This is a genomic window from Thalassotalea mangrovi (assembly GCF_005116735.1).
In the GTDB taxonomy this organism is placed as follows: domain Bacteria; phylum Pseudomonadota; class Gammaproteobacteria; order Enterobacterales; family Alteromonadaceae; genus Thalassotalea_A; species Thalassotalea_A mangrovi.
Genome location: NZ_SWDB01000037.1, coordinates 20,406 through 40,133 on the forward strand (window position 1 = coordinate 20,406; position 19,728 = coordinate 40,133).

14 protein-coding genes are annotated in these 19,728 nt (G+C 45.2%); 7 read left to right on the forward strand and 7 right to left on the reverse strand.

Annotated elements, in window-relative coordinates:
* Positions 1 to 297: 297 nt before the first annotated feature.
* The 4 genes from E8M12_RS14625 to E8M12_RS14640 form a co-directional block, all read right to left on the reverse strand.
* The gene (locus E8M12_RS14625) at positions 298 to 3,171 is read right to left on the reverse strand and encodes a TonB-dependent receptor domain-containing protein (protein ID WP_136737010.1); all 2,874 of its coding nucleotides are present in this window, start codon (positions 3,169 to 3,171) and stop codon (positions 298 to 300) included.
* A gap of 272 nt (positions 3,172 to 3,443) precedes the next feature.
* Positions 3,444 to 5,657 carry a transglutaminase domain-containing protein gene (locus tag E8M12_RS14630; protein ID WP_211245054.1) on the reverse strand — a complete coding sequence of 738 codons (2,214 nt, stop codon included), beginning with the start codon at positions 5,655 to 5,657 and terminating at the stop codon, positions 3,444 to 3,446.
* Between the two features lie 19 nt (positions 5,658 to 5,676).
* Entirely contained in the window at positions 5,677 to 6,768 is a 1,092-nt protein-coding gene (locus E8M12_RS14635) for a dipeptide epimerase (protein WP_136737011.1), read from the reverse strand.
* A 1-nt stretch (position 6,769) separates the two neighbouring features.
* Entirely contained in the window at positions 6,770 to 8,203 is a 1,434-nt protein-coding gene (locus E8M12_RS14640; RefSeq protein WP_169303153.1) for a C40 family peptidase, read from the reverse strand.
* Between the two features lie 829 nt (positions 8,204 to 9,032).
* Between E8M12_RS14640 and E8M12_RS14645 the strand changes: the two genes are divergently transcribed.
* Both E8M12_RS14645 and E8M12_RS14650 read left to right on the forward strand, forming a co-directional pair.
* The gene (locus E8M12_RS14645) at positions 9,033 to 10,379 is read left to right on the forward strand and encodes a Na+/H+ antiporter NhaC family protein (protein ID WP_136737044.1); all 1,347 of its coding nucleotides are present in this window, start codon (positions 9,033 to 9,035) and stop codon (positions 10,377 to 10,379) included.
* Positions 10,376 to 11,080 carry a M15 family metallopeptidase gene (locus E8M12_RS14650; protein ID WP_136737013.1) on the forward strand — a complete coding sequence of 235 codons (705 nt, stop codon included), beginning with the start codon at positions 10,376 to 10,378 and terminating at the stop codon, positions 11,078 to 11,080. The genes E8M12_RS14645 and E8M12_RS14650 overlap by 4 nt, the downstream gene beginning before the upstream one ends.
* A 33-nt stretch (positions 11,081 to 11,113) precedes the next feature.
* Here the strand turns inward: E8M12_RS14650 and E8M12_RS14655 are convergent, their stop codons facing one another.
* On the reverse strand, positions 11,114 to 11,722 hold the full coding sequence (locus E8M12_RS14655) for a transposase (RefSeq protein ID WP_136737014.1): 609 nt from the start codon (positions 11,720 to 11,722) through the stop codon (positions 11,114 to 11,116).
* A gap of 763 nt (positions 11,723 to 12,485) precedes the next feature.
* Here E8M12_RS14655 and E8M12_RS14660 point away from each other — a divergent pair.
* From E8M12_RS14660 to E8M12_RS14680, 5 genes are all read left to right on the forward strand, one after another.
* The gene (locus E8M12_RS14660) at positions 12,486 to 12,836 is read left to right on the forward strand and encodes an HvfA family oxazolone/thioamide-modified RiPP metallophore (protein ID WP_136737015.1); all 351 of its coding nucleotides are present in this window, start codon (positions 12,486 to 12,488) and stop codon (positions 12,834 to 12,836) included.
* Between the two features lie 780 nt (positions 12,837 to 13,616).
* Positions 13,617 to 14,006 (forward strand): response regulator, encoded by a 390-nt coding sequence (locus tag E8M12_RS14665; protein WP_136737016.1) that lies wholly within the window; start codon positions 13,617 to 13,619, stop codon positions 14,004 to 14,006.
* 244 nt (positions 14,007 to 14,250) lie between these two features.
* Positions 14,251 to 14,802 carry an adenine phosphoribosyltransferase gene (gene apt, locus E8M12_RS14670; RefSeq protein ID WP_438363464.1) on the forward strand — a complete coding sequence of 184 codons (552 nt, stop codon included), beginning with the start codon at positions 14,251 to 14,253 and terminating at the stop codon, positions 14,800 to 14,802.
* An 8-nt stretch (positions 14,803 to 14,810) separates the two neighbouring features.
* Positions 14,811 to 17,216: a DNA polymerase III subunit gamma/tau gene (dnaX, locus tag E8M12_RS14675; protein WP_136737017.1), complete on the forward strand. Its 2,406-nt coding sequence runs from the start codon at positions 14,811 to 14,813 to the stop codon at positions 17,214 to 17,216.
* A 134-nt stretch (positions 17,217 to 17,350) separates the two neighbouring features.
* On the forward strand, positions 17,351 to 17,677 hold the full coding sequence (locus E8M12_RS14680) for a YbaB/EbfC family nucleoid-associated protein (RefSeq protein ID WP_136737018.1): 327 nt from the start codon (positions 17,351 to 17,353) through the stop codon (positions 17,675 to 17,677).
* Between the two features lie 130 nt (positions 17,678 to 17,807).
* Here E8M12_RS14680 and E8M12_RS14685 read toward each other — a convergent pair whose 3' ends face one another.
* Together E8M12_RS14685 and E8M12_RS14690 are read right to left on the reverse strand one after the other, a co-directional pair.
* A complete protein-coding gene (locus E8M12_RS14685; protein ID WP_136737019.1) occupies positions 17,808 to 19,079 on the reverse strand; it encodes a tyrosine-type recombinase/integrase in 1,272 nt (423 codons plus the stop codon).
* Positions 19,079 to 19,564 (reverse strand): hypothetical protein, encoded by a 486-nt coding sequence (locus tag E8M12_RS14690; RefSeq protein ID WP_136737020.1) that lies wholly within the window; start codon positions 19,562 to 19,564, stop codon positions 19,079 to 19,081. The genes E8M12_RS14685 and E8M12_RS14690 overlap by 1 nt, the downstream gene beginning before the upstream one ends.
* Positions 19,565 to 19,728 lie beyond the last annotated feature (164 nt).

Here is a 19,728-nt window from a genome sequence, read left to right on the forward strand (position 1 = left end):
TGGATTTAAACCCCTAATCATGCTGTTGCTTACGCTCAGCGTGTAATGCTGCTGGTCATTAGGCTAGGGTAAATTGGTCGACAGTTTCAAGAGGATTATGTTGGAGATTATTGTGAAATATCGTCTTGATATCATGCAGTATTTGAATAGCCATTAAGATAATTGCTGTTATCACATACTAACGAATTGTCAGTAATCATGGTGTGTTGATGTTGCTTTTATTGCATATATTTAAAATCAGGAAATAAAAAAGCGGCTTAAATAAGCCGCTTTTGCTTTTTGCTTTAACCTAAACCTTTAGAACGTATAGGTTGCATGTAGCGTGTAAGAACGCATGCGTGGATCTGCGACACGAGGGTCAAAAGCTGCACCAGGTGAGAAGTCATTCTGGTGAGCCGTAAATGGTGGCTCCTCATTCAACAGGTTCTTAATACCGAAGGTTAAACTTAAGTTGTCCCAACCTGTGTACTGGACACTGGTATTGTAAACCGTATAACTATCCACTTCCGGATCCCAGTTTGGCGGATCGATCTCACCAGATTCAATACCTGGTGGTACTTCGTCTTCATAACTATCACGGAATACCTGGGTTAAATTAACGGTGAAATCTTCAAACGTGTAATTAAACGCTAAGGTGTGTTTCCAGCGAAGTGGAATATTACCGCGTGAATGAGTGCCGACCAGGTTTTCACTCCATGGGGCATCATCGAGCAGTTTCTTCTTATCTTCGATCAGGTAACTGCCGTTAAAGTTAACGGAAAATTCACCACCAGCCAGCTCGGTCGCATATTTAGCACCAACTTCAACACCACTGGTATTGCGCTCACCCGCGTTAACATAACGTTGGTCAATTGAGATCAACTCACCGGAACTGTCACGAATAAAGTTTGCTGAGAACACATCATAGTTTTCGATCAAATCATCACGACCTGGCACCTGGATGGTACCATCAATGATAATTTCCCACCAATCAAGGTTCATGCTGAAATCATCGCTAGGCGCCCAGACAAAACCTAAGCTACTTTGCTCAGACTCTTCCGGTCCCAGATCTGGTTTACCACCGTACAGTAATGTCGGCTGAAGCGGCTGACATTGCGGGTCATCGACATCGACAATACCACCAGGACAGGTTGCTGGGTCAGCAAAGTCTAAACCTGTGTAGGGCTCTTCAGTGATACCATTAAATAACTGGTTAAACGTTGGTACACGGAAACCGGTACTGTAAGCACCGCGGAATAACACGCTATCGTGTGGTTTCCAGGTAAAACCGTATTTCGGGTTAGTCGTACCACCAAAACCTGAGTAATCATCGTGACGTACCGCAAGGTTTAATTCAAAAGACTCAACAACCGGAATCAATGCTTCAACGAACACCGCCTGAATCGTACGGTGAACATTATCTAATGCATTGGCATCATCAAATGGTGCACCATAAATATCAGGGCGAGTTTCTGCAGCGCGGCGATCGCCATTAAATTTATATTCTTCGCGGCGAATATCGACACCAGCGGCAACGAAAATAGAATCACCACCTAAACCAAGCTCAAACCCGGTATCACCGGTAATTGACGCATCAAACTGAGTCATGATGGTTTCACCACCAAACAGGACAACACCTTCAGCCGATGCTGCTTCAATGGCGGCCATGCCTTCAGCGGTTTGTGATTCACCCGGCAATAGGAATGGGCTGACTAAACCTGTACCAATGGCCTGAGCTAACATCTCGGTATAGTGGTAACCACCACCTAACTCAGATTCTGCTTCATTCGATGAGCGAGACAAACCGACTTTATAATCCCAGTCGTCCCAGGAACCATCAAGGCCCAGCTGTAACTTGTAGGAGGTTGTGGTGGTTTCGATTTCACGAGGACCACAATCCATACAACGCCAGCGATAGGCAATAGGAGCGCCTATATTTAACTGTTCCTCACCGTAGTAACCGGACAGGGCATCAACAATATAATCGTAGGAAGCCCCGGTGCTTGGATACCAACCACCGCCGAAAGATTCCCAATCACCACTACCAATTGACCAGGGGGTGATTTGATTCGGCTCGAATACTTTTTTGGTCGTAACTTCCGAGCCAATAAACTCGACAAAGCCTTCCAGGTCATTGGTAATTTTTACCGTTCCGCGGGTAACTAAATCAATGGTTTCAACAGGCTGCTGTAATACCGAAGCACGAGGGTAATCCCATGCACAGCTGACTGTTTCATTAGCACGATTCCATAACGCGCCGGTATCGACACCCATATTTGGAAAGGCGTCACAACCCGGTTGACCTGGTAGCGCCAATACGTTTAGTACACTATTCTCTTCGCCAGTAATCGGGTTAATCAGGCCACTGCCAATTAAGTTATAATGGCTACTCTCTGGATTGTTAGGATCGCTAAACCGGTCATTGACTGAAGCGAACGGGGCCCCACGGGTATCCGGAGACAAACCACGATCAGGCTGGAACGTATTGGTAAAATCACGCTCATCGCCACGTAAGATTTTTGCATCTTTATAGGATGCGGTGGCCATTACGTTATAACCGTCGCTGTTCAGGTCACCTAAACCGCCAACGAAAGTAAAACGATAAATATCGCCACCACCTTCTTCGGTAACATCAGCAAAACCGCCAAATTCCGCACCTTGGTAATTCTTTTTAAGAATAAAGTTGATAACACCACCGATAGCATCGGTACCGTAAACTGCTGATGCACCATCGCGAAGTACTTCAACACGTTCAATCGCGGCAAATGGAATTGAGTTAAGATCAACGGAACGACCTTTTAAACCATGGGTTGCAACCCGACGACCGTTAAGTAATACCAGCGTTGAACTTGCCCCTTGTTGCCTTAAGTTGGCACTCGACGCGCCATTATTACCACGCTCTTCACCACCAACGATACCCGCATTACTGGCTAAGTTATCGTTCGAGTTCGAGGCGATATTCATTTGTAACAATAATTGATCCGCAGATGTGATACCGGCGGCATCAATCTCAGCTTTGCTGATTACGGTAACGGGTAAATCACCTTCAAGGCTGGTTCGTTTGATGCTTGAGCCGGTAACTTCAATACGCTCTATTTCTTCGGTATTAGCTGTTTCTACAGCCTCTTGCGCTAGCGCCTGCGAAGAAATACCGGTTAATGCGAGAACTGTCGCTATCTTATTCAGCTGCACAGTGCTTCCTCCTGTTATAGTTATTTTTCAGAGACGTAACCCCAACCGCATAATGGGTGTATGCTGCGCGAAATTTCGTCTAACAATAAATTAACATACTTTAATGCTGTGTAAATAATGTATTTACATTTCTCTTGGTGTTTAGGAATAAATTATATTTGAAAATAATTCCTAAAAATTAAGAATGGGACTGCACTTATGAGAGGGGCGGAGAAATTACACAGATAAAAAAACGGCGATAACGCCGTTTTTTTTATCGAATATGCAAAGCATTAATTAAGGTCAAGATCAGGCAGTTGCCAGCTGTCTTTTAACCGTACGTATTGTGCTTTGGTCAGGGTTACCATTAGCGGTTTTTTATCTTTATCCAGCCAGGTTAACAGGGCATCCATGGCGTCTTCTTCCATTGCCGTACACCCCAGGGTAGGACTGTCATCTGAACGCCATAAATGGATAAAGATACAACTACCGTTGCCAGCAATATTATCCGGGTTGTGGTGCACAAATATGCCTTTTTTGTAGACCTGATCATTTTTATGAATATCGCGGCGCATCGGTTCTGAATTACCTTCCAGGGCTTTTTCACCGACGACTTTGCTATCGGCTATCTGGTTGTACAAGGGTGAACCAGCGACGTCCATACAAAAGTGGGTAGCTGTCATGGGTTCATAATCTAACCCGGTAGGCAGGTCTGGCAGATAACCAAAGGCCGTTCCCAGCTCAAATACCCCGGCAGGCGCTTTACCATCACCTTCCTGTTTTTGTTGACCCGGTTGAGCTGGGTGTAAGCCTTTACCCCAGGCAATGCCCGTTTTACCGACAACAATATCAGTATTTATGTTGGCGGCAAGCCATTCAGGTTTACCAGTATCAGAATTAATGTGCTTCTCGAAACTGTACAACTTGCCTTGAATGGCGGTGTTATCATCAGTGACTACGACAACAACTTGCTCACTGTCGAGATTTTTCAATGAAAATTCGGATGATTGCTCGTCTGGTAGCAAACTTGATGCGTCCGAGACATCCTGCCACTGCATCTCGTAGCTCCACTGATCGAAATACAGATTACCACCTTGCCATTCAACCTCACCACGCTGCGAGTCTACCGTTTCAGAACGAAAGTGTTGTTTTTCGGGCTCGAATTTAGCGGAATAATCGTCGTTGAATATCAGGCGATACGAGTCAATGCCGCTTAAATAAAACCATTTTTCGTCGTCTTTATCGCTTTCCAAAACACCATGAGTGACGTCCATCGGTACCCAGCCATAAGGTGCAAAATACACCATACCCCAGTCGTGCATGGTATCAAACGACGTCGGAGAAAATTCCCATCCTGACTGCCAGCGGGCGGGAATACCGTTGTAGCGCAACAGGGTAATTAACAGCAGCGTCTGCTGACCACAGTCCGCGTGGCCAGCGGTCATGGCATATTCACTGATATTAGGAATGGTTGAATATTCGATTGCAGTCGCCCAGGGGATGCTGTCCACATAGGCGAACAGTTTTTGTGCGATCTTATAGGGGTTGGTTTCGTCACCGACAATACGTTGGGAAAGTGCCTGGATTTCGGGGGTAAATACCACGTGGGGTGGCTTTTGCTGAAGAAACTCGCGGGTTTCTTCCGTGGCCATTACCGGCGTGATTTTTTCCGAGTCGATGTCATAAAACACCCCATAAGTGTCGTATTCATATTCAACCCAAAACTCGGTCGGCTGGTCTTTAACGGCACTGGCTTCAAAATAAATCGTACGTTGTAAATTGTCATTACCAGCAATCTGGTGCACGGCTGGCTTCGAATTGACATAACGGACGTTTTCCTGGCGGTTTTCTATGTCACGAGGGTAGGGGATCCAGGCTTTAATCACTTCGCCTTCTGGTACTGCATTGGCTTTAACCGTCAGCTGATACTTCACCTTAAAACGTTTTTTTTCGGTATTAGGTTTTTCGATATTTGCGCTCGCGACAATTTCACTATGATGCTGATGCAATGCATACAAGGGGGCTCGCTCGATAAAGGGTTGGTAGCCTTCGCGTTTGGCTAGGGCTTCCTCGTCCAGTTGAAACAGGTTATAGCCGGCGCTACGGAAAAACTTAGTCTCACCATCAATTACCCGATACTCCAGCAAACCCTGGTTTATCCAGTCATTAAGTTGCTGATCGGTGACCGCACCGATATGTTTTTCAATGTAAGCACGGACGTCGCCAAGCTCGGCGCTAAAATCACGTTCGATACGCTGCATTCTTTCCAGTTCAAAAAGCAACTCAGAGCGTTGCTGTTCTGACAGTGTTTTTTTGCTAAGCAATTCGTCAATGTTCTCCCGCGCCGCGGCAAACTGGCCATCAGCGATCAAAGCCTGTTGTTTGCTGACCAGACTGGGTTTGCTTTGTTGTTTCACCGGGTTGTTCTCCGAACAGCCACTTACCGCCGCCAACAGCATAAGCCATGACGACAATAAGTAAGGGCGAAAACGTTGATACTTATTCATAGTGATATCCTGATGTTGGTTACAGGTAGGTTATGGTTTCGATTTTTCTGATACCTAAACCGGGCGTTTGGTTAAGAATGATGTCGGAGTGATTAAACTGAACACCACCTTCTACAGGGTCGTATTGGCAAAGCGCTGCAGCATCCAAATCTATTTTGCCAATAATTTTATGCCGGGCACTGGCGACGTGAGCCGCTGCGGCGACGCCAATACTGCTTTCCAGCATACAACCCATCATGCAAGGCATACGATAGGCGCCAGCGCTATCGGCAATGGTCAGCGCATTAAATATGCCGGCGCTTTTCATCAGCTTAATATTGATAATGTCACAGCCATTGTTGGCCATTAGTGCTAGCGACTGGGACACCGAAAACGCACTTTCATCAGCCATGATTGCTGCCGTTGACTGTTCAGTACAGGCTTTTAGGCCCACCAGATCGTCACTGGCAACTGGTTGCTCGACCAGTTCAAACGTTAAGCCGGCATTCTCCATCGCATTAAGAGCGCTGATGCATTGCTTCGCGGTCCAACCCTGATTGGCATCGAGACGTAATTGAATATCATCACCGACGGCAGCAGCAATGGCACGAATTCTTTCAATATCCTGCTGCAGGTCTTTACCGACTTTCAGTTTCAAGGTGTCATAGCCTTGTGCTACCGCTTTTTGCGCATCGGCAACCATGACAGCCGGTTCATTAACGCTGATGGTGATATCGGTTTTTAATTGCGATAACCCTCCGCCCAGCGCCTGGTATAAAGGAACGCCAAGAGCCTGCGCCCACAGATCATAAATCGCCATTTCTACCGCCGCTTTGGCGGAACTGTTATGTACCATTGAGCGAGCGATGCGTTCACAAATACTATTAAGCTGCCAGATATCCATATTGGCAATTGCTGGCCAGATAAAGTCTTTAACCGCACACAGTATTGAGCCGTGGGTATCGCCGGTGATTACCGCCGTGGCTGGTGCAGAACCATATCCTACCATGCCATTATCCAGTTCAATTTCTACAATGACATCATGGACATGATCGACGCTGCGCAGGGCTGTTTTAAACGGGGTCACTAACGGCACTTTTAGTTGGCCGAGACGTAAGTTTTTGAGTTTCATATCAACGAATTCGTTTAATGTTATACATGGATTTGATATAGCCTTTAAACGGCAGTAACGGGGTAACAGAGACACCGTTAAGCATACCGGATACGGCCTTGCCTTTGTGATCAACATATCCCATACCATGGACATCGTGGATGATGTAGGGTTTATCTCCATGGTAGCCAAGGAACATGGCGACGTGGCCGGGCAGATATAACAGGTCACCGACTTCGAGTTGCTTCAGCTCTTCTAATTTCTGCTCGGCTTTGACTGACTTATCAAAGCGCAGGTTCTCACCAAAACTGTCATGTCCCTGTTGGCCGGAGTTACGAGGCATTAAAATGCCAAAGGTTTTGTAGATCTCGCCAACGAATCCTGTACAGTCGCGGGCATTATAGTCATGGCCCCAGCCATAACGCTCACCAAGGAATTTAAATGCCTGGTTTATCAGGTTCTCCTGAGTAAAAGGAAGAAAACCAATATTTACGTCAGCATGGCGGGGTATCAAGGTGGCCTCAAGCTGTAACTTGCCGTTTGCATCGCGGGTTGGCAGATTAACCAGATATCCGGCGTAAGGGTTTTGCCGATGTAATTGATACTTACCATATTCTTTATGGCTTAACAGCGGCAAGGATACACCCATATCAAGCTGAACTTCCGACGTTTGCGCTAACTCTGGGTTGTAGGCGGTAAACACTTTATCGCCGGTGACGATCAGCCGTTGTTTCGCATCGATAAATGCCTGAACTTCATCCCGGCTGGCAAAGGCAAGGTCTTTATCCTGTACCCAGGCGCGATAATTGTAACTGCGAACAAAGTGCCAGTGCCCGTCTTTGGAGGTATGAACGACTGCCAGTGGTTCACCGGGAAATGCACCGGTTTCCTGAAAACGATCCAGGTCAAAATCCATCTTTTCATTAAATACCCGATCCAGGGTCGGGTAAGTACGCAGGCTGGTTCGATGGGTAACAATTGCAAAGCGAACCGGTTGGTAGCCGGACAGGTTTTGCAAATTCATCTGTTCGTCATAAGCCTGGTAATGTTGTTCGCTTAATTTAGTGCCATCGCGGTAAAAACGAGGCGATTTGGACGGTTTGCTAATCGCCCGGATAAAGTCAACGATGGTATTGGCCGCGAGTCGGTCTGGAAATGACAATGGCGTTTTCAAATAGCTTGCCCGGGCAAATTGTTTTTCATTAAATGCCTGAATTTGTTGCTCGGTCATTAACACCTGTTTGCCGGCTTCGGACTTTTGCTGCTGCAACAATTGTTGCCAGAATGCAGGCGTCAGCTTGGCATTATCGATATCGATTACATTGGTGTGTAAGGTTGTTGAAGATTCAGCAGCTCGAACCATCATCGAGGTTCCTGCGAATAAAGACAGGCAAACTATGGTCCAGACGGGTACCAGCTTCGCCAGCGTCCTGGTACCTTTATATCGCAGTTTCATTGTTGTTTTCATGTTCATGATCGCGGCTAATTTGTGTTTGACGCTGTTGTGATCGCATGGTTGCCAATAGATCACGCAGCGCCGGGTTCAATCTATCCTGCTACCCGTTAAATACAGGCAGCAATTCATTATCTTGCAAACCTAACCTTAAAGCATCCGTTCCCCGTGTGTATAGGCAAACTTCAAATAAATTGTCTAAGGACCAATCTGCGTCGACACTTTTCCTGTTGCCTCGTAATGGCATCAGGCAACGGACATTTTTGTCTAGTTTGTGATGAAAGAATAATACTTTCTTGTTGCAAAAATCAATGGTAATAATTTATTCTTGGGGCTGAGTTATACCAATCAAATTAAGTTTGTGCACAACTCAGAGTTAGGGCAGAGGTCCAGTTACAACATAGATTTCATTGATATAGTCATTCTATATTAATGAAATATAGGGAAGTAAATGGACCTCTGATAAACTCCCTACGGGTGAGTTTTAAAGGCGTTTATCCTGCGTTACTGATTTTGGTTGATTTTGAAAACGAAGCGACCATTCTCTGCAATCAATGCCTTACCTAAAAGCCTTTAAATTCTCACTGAGTGAGTAATAATTTAATGTGATTGGTATTAAGGCTTAATTTGTGGCGATCGCAAGGAAAGTAATTGAGGTAAAAATTTACCGGGGATATCATTGTCTGATTCTCACTAACCCATTGTTTTTCAGATCGCCTAATCAGTGAACCGCGACAGCAAGCCTAAGCGCAAATAAAAACAATAATAAATAAATTCAGGAGTTGATGTGTCAGATTGGATTTCAGTACTACCACCTCTGGTTGCCATCATTATGGTGCTTTGGAAAAAGGAAGTCATTTTAGCGTTACTGGTGGCCATTTGTTGTTCGGAACTGCTTATGCTGTTTGCCCAGACTGGCACTGGTGAGTCGTTACTGACCTTTTCCATTGCCAGTGTTGAGCGAGTTGTTGCCGTTTTTCAGTCTGAAGGTAATACCCGTATCCTGGTGTTCTCTCTGTTAGTCGGGGCTTTGCTTGCATTTATGCGAGAGTCTGGGGGCGTTACTGCCACGGTTAACTTTTTAATCAGGAAAGGAATTAGTGGAAGTGCCCGGCGCTCACGCTTTTTAGCGTTTTTTACCGGCGTTATTATTTTTATTGAATCGAACTTAAGTGTGCTGATGGCCGGTATTATTTCCCGCGGCCTGTTTGATAAATTTGAGATGAGCAGGGCACGCCTGGCCTATATCATCGATTCTACCTCGGCGCCGATTTGTATCCTGTTACTGCTTAACGGCTGGGGCGCTTATGTACTTGGCCTGCTCGGCAATTATGAATTGAATGAATCCCTGGTTTCGATATTAATTGCCACGATCCCATTAAATTTTTACGCTTTGATTACCCTGGCGGTAGTGGTTTACACCATCTGGGCAGATAAAACCCATGGTCCGTTAAAGCAGGCGGAATTGCAGCAACAGCGTACCCATAAGCACTTGGATCTTGACGTAGAACCATCCAAGCCTTCGTTTATGTTAGTACCATTGCTAACCATGTCATTTTCCATGGTGTTGTTCATGTTTGTCACTGGTGACGGTAACTTTACCCAGGGTTCAGGCTCTAAATCAGTGTTATATGCGACGGTACTTGCCTGTGTTGTCTCCTATGTGATGATGGTTGGATCGAAACGTTTCAAACACATTGAAATGACCAAGATTGGCTTTAATGGCATGTCTGAGTTGTTACCTCTGGTTTGTATCGTATTGTTCTCACTTGCCCTGGGTTCAAGTTTAAAAGAACTGGGCACCGGTGCCTTTATCTCAGGCCTGGTAGCGGAAAACCTGCCATTGTTTTTAGTCCCTGCCATGCTATTTATTGCCGGTGGTTTGATGTCGTTTACCACGGGAACCTCCTGGGGTACGTTCGCCTTGTTGATCCCGATTGGCATGCCGTTAGTGATCAATTTGGATTTGCCCGCACCATTATTGTTGGCGGCGATTTTAGGCGGTGGCGTGTTTGGTGATCACTGTTCACCAATCTCTGATACGACAGCGGTCAGTGCCGTGGCCTCTGGCTGTGATCTGCTCGAACACGTTCGTACTCAGTTACCGTATGCATTGTTTGCCGGTGGCTTGACCGTGCTTGCGTACATTGCGACGGGGATGATGGTGATCGGTGTATGATGAAGAAAAGTAAGTCGTTTCTTGCTTTACTGCTGGGAGTCGGTATTGCCGGACATTCCCTGGCACAGCAAAGCCTTGTAGAACGTCAACAATTCGTTGATATTAAATCCGTTATTGAGAATGTTGAGTACGATATTCGCTATGCAACGTCCAATAACTTTGTTGGTGAGAGAATCGACGGTTACCTGGCCAGCAAGTGCCTGATTCATCGCGACGCAATGTCCTCTCTGAGGGACATAGTCAATGAGCTGGCAAAGCAGGATTTGCGGCTGAAGTTTTTTGATTGTTACCGCCCGGAAAAGGCGGTAGCCCATTTTATGAGCTGGGCTAACGACTTGTCCGACACCAAAACCAAAGCGGATTATTATCCGAATCTGGATAAGTCCGCATTGGTTGGTCCATATATTGCTGAGCGCTCTGGACATAGCCGCGGCTTTACCGTGGACCTGACATTGGTGAGGAAAGACGGTTCGGGTCAATATGTCGAGCTTGATATGGGCTCATCATATGACTTGTTTGACCCTTTATCCAATACCGACAACCCTGGCATTAATGCATCGCAACGCAAAAATCGCCAGCTGCTTAAAACCGTCATGGAATCTCATGGCTTTGCCGCCTATAACATGGAATGGTGGCACTTCACCTATCGGGATATGACGACTCAGCAAAAGCAGCAATACTACGATTTTGACGTGAATTGACACATAGTCACAAACTTTTATCGCTGTAAGTTATTAGTGGTATTTATATTTCGGTCGATCACTTAATAATGACATCAAACCGTGTTTGGTTCTCGGCACTATAGTCTTTTTAACCTGAACCATTTTATGGTTGATTACCGTTCGTTGAAAACTCGAGTCGCCTATTGCCAGGTTTCTGTACAGCTTGTCTCGCAAAATCTCGGCATGATTTTTATGATTCTCAAAATCGAAAGGTTGCTCAGTAGCCAGACATAATTGCCTGGGAAGAATAGGCTGGCGAATAAATTCAGTGACTTTGTCGAGGTATTGCCCAGGTTGCACCGGGCAGGCCTTATGTCGGCCCTGCCATAATGATCCGCTTCGTTGGTATTTATTATTTACGTAGCGGCCGTATTTACTGCAGGTTTTCTGAAGCATTCTGGGGATGCTCTGGCTTTCGGTTGCCGTCAGCACCAGAAAAAACTGATTATTAAACAGTTGCTGTGCATTCAGTTCGACTCGCTCGATTTGACAATTTTCCGACAATAAATCGATAAAATGTTGGTAGTCTTCAGAGTCGAAAAAACATGGTTGAAAGTTATGACCATACTGAAAAATAAGGTATGGAGTGTTAGCAAAATAGTTACGTGATTTTCTCGGCATAACATATCCTCATTGTTAATGAACAACAGTTAAGAGGATGTAATTGCAAAGCGAGCGGCAGAGTCATAAGAGGCAATAATTATCTGTGAGCTAGTAAACGTCACATTGGCATCCCTTGCCGATAATTATTAAAGCACCTCTTAATCCTCCTTGGCCATATGGCTCATGCAGTCCATTGCGGTTGCATCCATGCTTTTACATCTTTCCTGTTGTTTGCCTCCCTGGCAAATGTGAACCTGAAATTTTCAATCAAAACAATTTGTTACGATTTCATATTGACAGCATTTCGGGTTCACATTTTCACTTTAGCCAGAAATTTATCAACAGGCAAAAAAGAAATAATTGAAATATATTCAACCATTTGTGTGGGAAATTTGGTTGCCCCTAAAACGCTCTGAATAGCCCTGAAAACAGGCGCGTCGGCCCAGAGGTTGCAAGCCAGAAAAAATAAATCCTGTTGGATCCGGAGCAATCTTATTGATGTTTGGGTAATCACATGGCAATGATGTTTGTTATCACTAGCGAACAAAAAACGCGGTTCCTGCTGGTTAGGTTTTCGTTAAATACTTGATAATTTTTGGATCTAATGAAATTATTTAAGAACACAAATGGTCTTAATTAACACCATTTGGGTGGAGTTTTGTTGTTTTGCAATAATGAGTTACAAACAAACGTTGATGTCAATCCCGCGTATGTTAATGTAGCAAAGCGTCAATGTCTCCAGAGTCTAATTGGTTACGTTATATAACTTAGGAAGATAACTATGAAATCGTTTAAGCAATATTTAGTGACTGCATTAATGGGGGCTTTTGTACTTGGCCTGCTAGCAAGTGCTCCGGTAAAGGCTGAATCTAACCCGTTTGTCGCTCAGGATGTCGCATTCTCTGCAGACTTTGATGTACCAGGTGATGGTGACAAAGAAAAAGGCAAATGCGGAGAAGGCAAAAAAGGTAAGTGCGGCGAAGGTAAATGCGGCGAAGGTAAGAAAGGCAAGTGCGGCGAAGGTAAATGCGGCGAAGGTAAGAAAGGCAAGTGCGGCGAAGGTAAATGCGGCGAAGGCAAGGAAGGTAAGTGCGGCGAAGGTAAAAAGAAAGAAGGCAAATGCGGCGAGTAATTACCTAGCTTAGACAATTTAACTCTCTAGTGATGGGCCTCAAACAAGTGTTTGGGGCCTTTGTTTTAGACAGGCAAATATACCAGCGAACGACTTGGCCTGCACATCAACCACAATGACGATTACCCCTTCCACAGACTTTTAAGCAATAACCGATGCCGCGTCCAGGTAACTAATCGAGTAGATCCTTGGTTTTGATTTTCTCACCATTGTCCTGCATCCGCACGTCTTTGTTGTTCTAAAAACGTGTCATAACTGCCTCGAAGGCGGCAAATAAACCTAAGGTAAAGGCAAGCTACAGCCACCATCGTTATCAATTCCTTTATGTTTTGAGTCACTTCGTCGTTAATGTTAATTAATGCTGGGAAATCGCTTATCTTAAGTGACAAAAAGCCTCGATTTTTATGCGTTAAGTCCTTAAATTTACGTTTGTTTTCATAAGATAACAGTTTTTTTGATATGGAATTCATATCGTTAGCTTCATTACTAAGCGGATTCCAGACAAATATTGAGCAAATTGGAAATTGATGAAAAAATGACTATTAAATAGGCGAATCTTGATGTATTATGCCCGCCGTTTTTACTTATGCGGAGCAGTATTTGCAATGTCTAATCATGATTCATTCAAAGAAAATTCATCGAAGCGCCACTTATTCCTGGCATTGGTAGCCCTTTTGGGTATGCCATTACTGCCGATGTTGATGGGTTGGTTCACATACCTGTAACAACAAAAACAACAAATCATTCTACCTTTTAAAATAGATTAATTTGGGAAGCGCTATGGCCGAAAAAATCTTATTGGTTGAGGATAATAAATCCGTAAAAGCTCACCTGACTGAGCTTCTGGAACAACAAGGACATCAGGTAACAACGGCTTGTAATGGCTTAGATGGCTATAACAAAGCGTTAGCTGAGCAGTTTGACTTGTGTATCGTCGATCACTTAATGCCGCTAATGGATGGCCCTCAGCTTCTGAAAAATATTAAGGCAATGGAAAAGAATGCCCCAAGAGCGGTGCTATTTTTAAGCACCCAGGACCCGAAATTGGTGAAAAGCCTTGCTGAAATTAAACTGGCAGACGCGTATTTACCTAAACCAATTGAAAAAGAAGCATTTTTATCCACGATGAATGATTTACTGGCAACCGAGGACTGGGCCGCCGCTGGATAATTCTGATACCAATTACGATAGGCAAGTTATCTTCTCAGAATGTCTCGCAGGCATTCCCGAACGGGCGATTGTGTGTGACACATCCGTTGTTGGGTTTAAATAAACTTGTGCAACGGTTTATGTTTTAGATTAAATCTTTTAGTTTTTAAACATTCGCTGAATGATTAATCTTCTATCGTAATTGGTATGACTATAATTATTTGTCGATTTCGATTATCCTGTTAGCAAATGAATTTAATTCTTGCTGACTATGACTGAAAGCGACATTTCCTTCCTTAAAAGTGTCATCCATGATGTGCCGGATTATCCAATACCCGGCATTATTTTTCGTGACATAACCGGCATTCTTGATGATGCCAAAGCCTTTCAATTGTGTATTGATACCATGAAACACAGGTATCAGGATCTTGGTATCACCAAAGTAGTCGGTACCGAAGCTCGTGGGTTTCTTTTTGGCGCACCGCTGGCCCTGGCAATGGGCGTGGGTTTTGTGCCTGTACGCAAGCCTGGTAAGCTGCCGAGGGAGACAATCTCCCAGACTTACGACCTCGAATATGGTCAGGATACCCTGGAAATACATCAGGATGCACTAACCAAAGATGATGTCGTGCTGATGGTCGATGATTTGCTGGCCACCGGTGGTACGATTGAAGCAACAACCCTATTGGTGCGATCCGTGGGCGCAACGGTTGGACATGCCGCGTTTGTGATCGGGCTTCCAGGTTTGAAAGGCCATGAACGCTTGCAGGCACTCAATGTCGATGTGTTTTCAATGATTGAATATGAAGGCGAATAAGTAACAATATGAGTTATCAAGTCCTGGCACGAAAATGGCGACCTAAAAACTTTCAGCAGTTGATGGGACAAGAGCATGTGGTGACGGTGTTGGTCAATGCGATTGAGCAACAGCGACTGCATCATGCTTATTTGTTTACCGGTACCCGTGGTGTCGGTAAAACAACGATTGCGCGAATCTTTGCCAAAAGCCTGAACTGTGAGCAGGGTATTACGGCGACACCGTGTGGCACTTGCGATGCCTGTGTCGATATCGACGCCGGCCGGTTTGTCGATTTACTGGAAATCGATGCGGCATCACGGACCAAAGTTGATGATACCCGGGAAATTCTTGATAACGTTCAATACGCGCCAAGTCGTGGCCGCTATAAAGTCTATTTGATCGATGAAGTGCATATGCTCTCAAAAAGCAGTTTTAACGCGTTGCTTAAAACCCTGGAAGAGCCTCCGGAGCACGTTAAATTTATTCTGGCGACAACCGATCCGCAAAAGCTTCCGGTCACTGTGTTATCCCGATGCCTACAGTTTCATTTAAAGGCGCTGACGCCAACGCAAATAGAAACCAAATTGGCGGAAATTCTCGCCGCGGAACAAGTCTCCTATGACGACGGTAGCCTGGCGTTACTATCGAAAGCCGCGCGCGGCAGCATGCGTGACTGTCTCAGTCTTACCGATCAGGCAATTGCACAGGGCCAGGGGCACCTGACCGTTGCGAACCTGCAGCAAATGCTTGGTGGTGTTGATCAGAACTGGATCTATAAAATCCTGATTGCCCTGGTGAAGCAGGATTCAACCGGACTGATGAACCTGACTAAAACCATTGCCAGTTATGCGCCAAACTATCAAAGGCTCTTGGCTGAACTATTACAACTTCTGCATCAGATTGCGATGTGGCAATTATTGCCAGAGTCCGTGGATGTGGATAAGCAACGCCAGAATCTGTTAAATAAATTTTCCCGGGCAATGAGTCCGGATGATGTGCAACTGTATTATCAAATCGTGCTAAATGGCCGTCGTGATTTACCCTTCGGTTATGATGAACAGGCGGGTTTTGATATGGTGGTACTGCGCCTGTTGGCATTCAGGCCAACACAGCGACAGCAAGTGCCAGAGGTATCGGTGCATGCTACAGACGATGTCAGCGATGAACTAACGGCAGATGTTGAGCCGCAGGATAATCAGGATAGTAGCGTTAATGCTGAAGTTGCCAGCGTTGCCAGAGACGCGGATGCGGTTGAAGATAATCCAGAGTTATCGGTTGATAATATCAGCGGTGCTGAAATTCCGGTCGAGAATACGACAACATCAAACCAACAACATTCGTCATCGGTAGTTGAACAAGCTAAAAAAGCCGCTGCGATGGACGATGTATCATCCGTCGGCACATCAGGGCAAGACAAGGTTGATACCAGTTCAGAGACGGTGACTGAGACTGTAGATAGTGATGAGGGACAGCAACAAATCGTCGCACAAATCTCTCCGGCAATGTCACATGCAGCGGCAACAACCGAAACACTCGATATTGAACAACAGGGCCTGGAGACCATGGCCCGTGACGAAGGACTCTGGCCACAAGCGCAGGCGGTTGCGGCTACCGATAGCCCGCACGAGCCTCAACAACAATTAGCAACCGTTGCTAACATGCCGCCGTCACCCGATTCACATTCTCAATCATCAGCCCAGTCGCAGCAGACAGCACCGGTAAATAGTGCGGTCGATAGTGTTTTAGCGACACGAAATATGTTGCGGAGCCGAAAAAAGCTCGTGGAGGGTAGGGCAAAAAAGCCTCAGACCAATCCAGCCGCAAATAATGCTGCGGTTCAGGCTGAGTCGACAGAAAATAATGAGCCAATATCTGCTGACATTGAACAGGATCTGCCAGCACGGCAGTTGGTAGAACGCGCCCAGACTCAGGCTAAACCTAAGCCTGAAAACGTAACTTCAAATGAAGCGGCAAAACGGGTGCTGAATATTGATATTGAAAATGGCTACACCCCGCAGCTAATTGACCCGACATCGATTCGTGATGCCAATCAAATCGATTTATGGGCGAATACCATCGACGCCATGGAGCTCGGTGGCCGCCTTCGACAATTGGCATTAAATGCGGTGTTTGGTGAGGAATGCAATGAGCAGGTACTGCATTTAATTCTCGATAGTGAATTTGCCCATTTGCAGAGCGATGCAGCGATTGCGCAGTTAACGAAACGTTATTCGTTACTGAAACAGCAGCCGGTGGAAGTAAAAATCGATGTCCAGGACAATGTCGCTGACACGCCATTTCAGATTCAATGCCAAATCAATGAGCGACGATTGCAATATGCGCAACAGGTGATTAACGAAGATGAGTTTATCCGCCAACTTGAGCAGGATTTCCAGGCGCAGGTTTCGATTAGCAGCATACAGGCTCGCTAATTTTCAGCCTGTTTCGACAATGTTCTGGTATACTGGCTGAGTTTTATTTTATACGTAGCTGCAATCCTCAGGCCGCAAGCTACAAGAGTTATGGGCTGAAGAATTTCAGCCGGACTAATTTTGGAGAATTTAATATGATTAAAGGTGGCATGGGCAACTTAATGAAACAAGCCCAGCAAATGCAGGCCAAGATGGCTAAAGCCCAGGAAGAAATTGCCAATATGGAAGTTACCGGTGAAGCCGGTGCGGGTATGGTAAAAGTAACCATGACCGGTAATCATAATGTCCGTCGCGTTGAGATCGACGAGAGCATGATGGAAGATGACAAAGAGATGGTTGAAGATTTAGTGGCAGCGGCGTTCAATGATGCCGTGCGTCGTGTCGAAGAAACCACGAAAGAAAAAATGGGTTCACTCACCGGCGGCATGCAAATGCCACCAGGCTTTAAAATGCCGTTTTAGTTTTTAGCCCCTTAAAATCAGGGGCTCTAGAGGATAATCAATCATTGGGGCCAAATTGGGGTCAAAATTTGCAATAAAAAAGCTCCGGTAATTACCGGAGCTTTTTGTTAATGGAGACGCTAAATGGGGTTTACTGTCCCAGCTTTTTGGCAAGCCTATCGACGTAATGGAGATCTTGGTTAGGTATCCACGTTCCATATATCTTGCTAATCATGCTCCAATCTTTATGCCCCATTTGTGCTGCTAACCAAGTAGGATTGGCACCCACCATTAGTAGTTGGCTTGCGTACGTATGTCGCAATTGATAAGGAGGACGATAAGCTAAATTAGCTTTTCTCATCCATTTTTCCCACTGCTTCGAAACAGTTGTGAGTTCCGGGCGTTTATAGGGAATATTGCCTCGGCTTAAAAACACTCGACGTCGCGCAACTTGCTCCGTTTTTTGGTTCTTATAGTGAATGGTATCAATAATTGGTGCTAAATGTGCGGTTAGCTCGTATTGATGTCGCAAAACTTTCTGGGCGGCGGGCAGTAATTCAACTGTTCTTACACCTGCTTTCGTCTTTGCTGGCTTTACATTTGCGTGTCGAGTCAGATTGTATTTAACCCGGATACGTTTAAAGTCGTTAGATATATCTTCCCATGCAAGAGCTTTTAGTTCGCCGTGACGCAACCCTGTCCATGCCAAAAGTTCCACCATCAACTTTACTCTCGGCACATGGATTACATCTAATAGGGAGCGGAGTTCTTCCTGAGAAAAAGGTCGAACATCATCATCTTCGCTATCATGGTTATTGTCATCCTCAGGTAGTTTCATCAGTCCGATGGTTGGATCAACGTCTATGTTTCCTCTCGATAGTGATAAACGTAATACTTTGCTGAAGGTATACGTGTACTCGCCTACCGTAGAAGCAGAGCAGCCTTGGAAATTTCCTTTTTTATTTCCAGATGCAGTGAGAGTGCGAACATCTTCTAACATTTCTTTACTTATCTTGCTGATAGGTTTGTCTAGCAGCCGATAGTGGTCTAGCCAATTTTGTGCAGTTTTAAGTTTGTCTTTCAAAGAGTCACTCAGGCTACCATTTTTTTTGGAATAATAGTCGGTAAACGATTCACGGACAGTAATTTGCTTTACGTTCGCGTTGTGGTTCGTGGGGAAATGAGTTTTCCAGAATAGCTCGGGGTCATTATTGTAGAGTCCATTTGCTATATCTCGTTTGACGTTAGCCAGTGTCAACTCCGCTAAAGCGATATTAGCTTTTGTAGGTGGGTAACATAACGACTTCCGTATTGGAAAGTCTTTGTCGGGCAGCTTGAATTGAATCCGCAAATTACCATGGTGGACACTAACTCCCCGAGCGGCCCCCAAGGCTTTCTGTTCAGCTTTCGATAACTTTGTCATTACATGTATTTCTTATAATTGCTCAAGTGAACGTAAATGGCGCAGCCCTTACCTTGTTGTTTCCAAACCTTTCCTTCAGGCATCGGTTTTTTTTCGTGCTTTAAGCGTTGTCGAACCGCGGCAACGGATTTACCAAGCAATGCAGCGGCTTGCTCCAGCGACATCCAACCCTCAGATTGAACTTGCTTAAGAGCCGCAAGTTCATTTTCCATTGCAACGAGACGCTCCTGAAACCAATGAATTGCTTCAGCGACCTGCATTGACGTATCAAACTGACTTAATTTTTGAAGATTTGCCATTGGGTTGCTACCGCCACCGTTACCAAAAGAGGACATGATGCCCGAAGCCTGGGGGCTGTCAAAAAACTGAAAATTTTTCTTTCGATTACCTTTCACTATTCGCTCCATCGGAAATAAGAGACTGAAGTGTGCCTCTAAAGCGTTTTGCACTCCATTAAGAATTTTTTGATTTTTTAGAAATAGCATTTTGCAAGTTCGCGAAGCTTATTGGTTTGAAGTGATGAAAGAGTAAAAGAGCGAGCGCGCGTAACACTTTTTGATTTTTCACTCCATTATAAGAAATTAATTTTTAGAAATTGGCTTGTTCAGGAGCCGGATGGGATATGGCCTGAGCTTATCAAGCGAGTAGA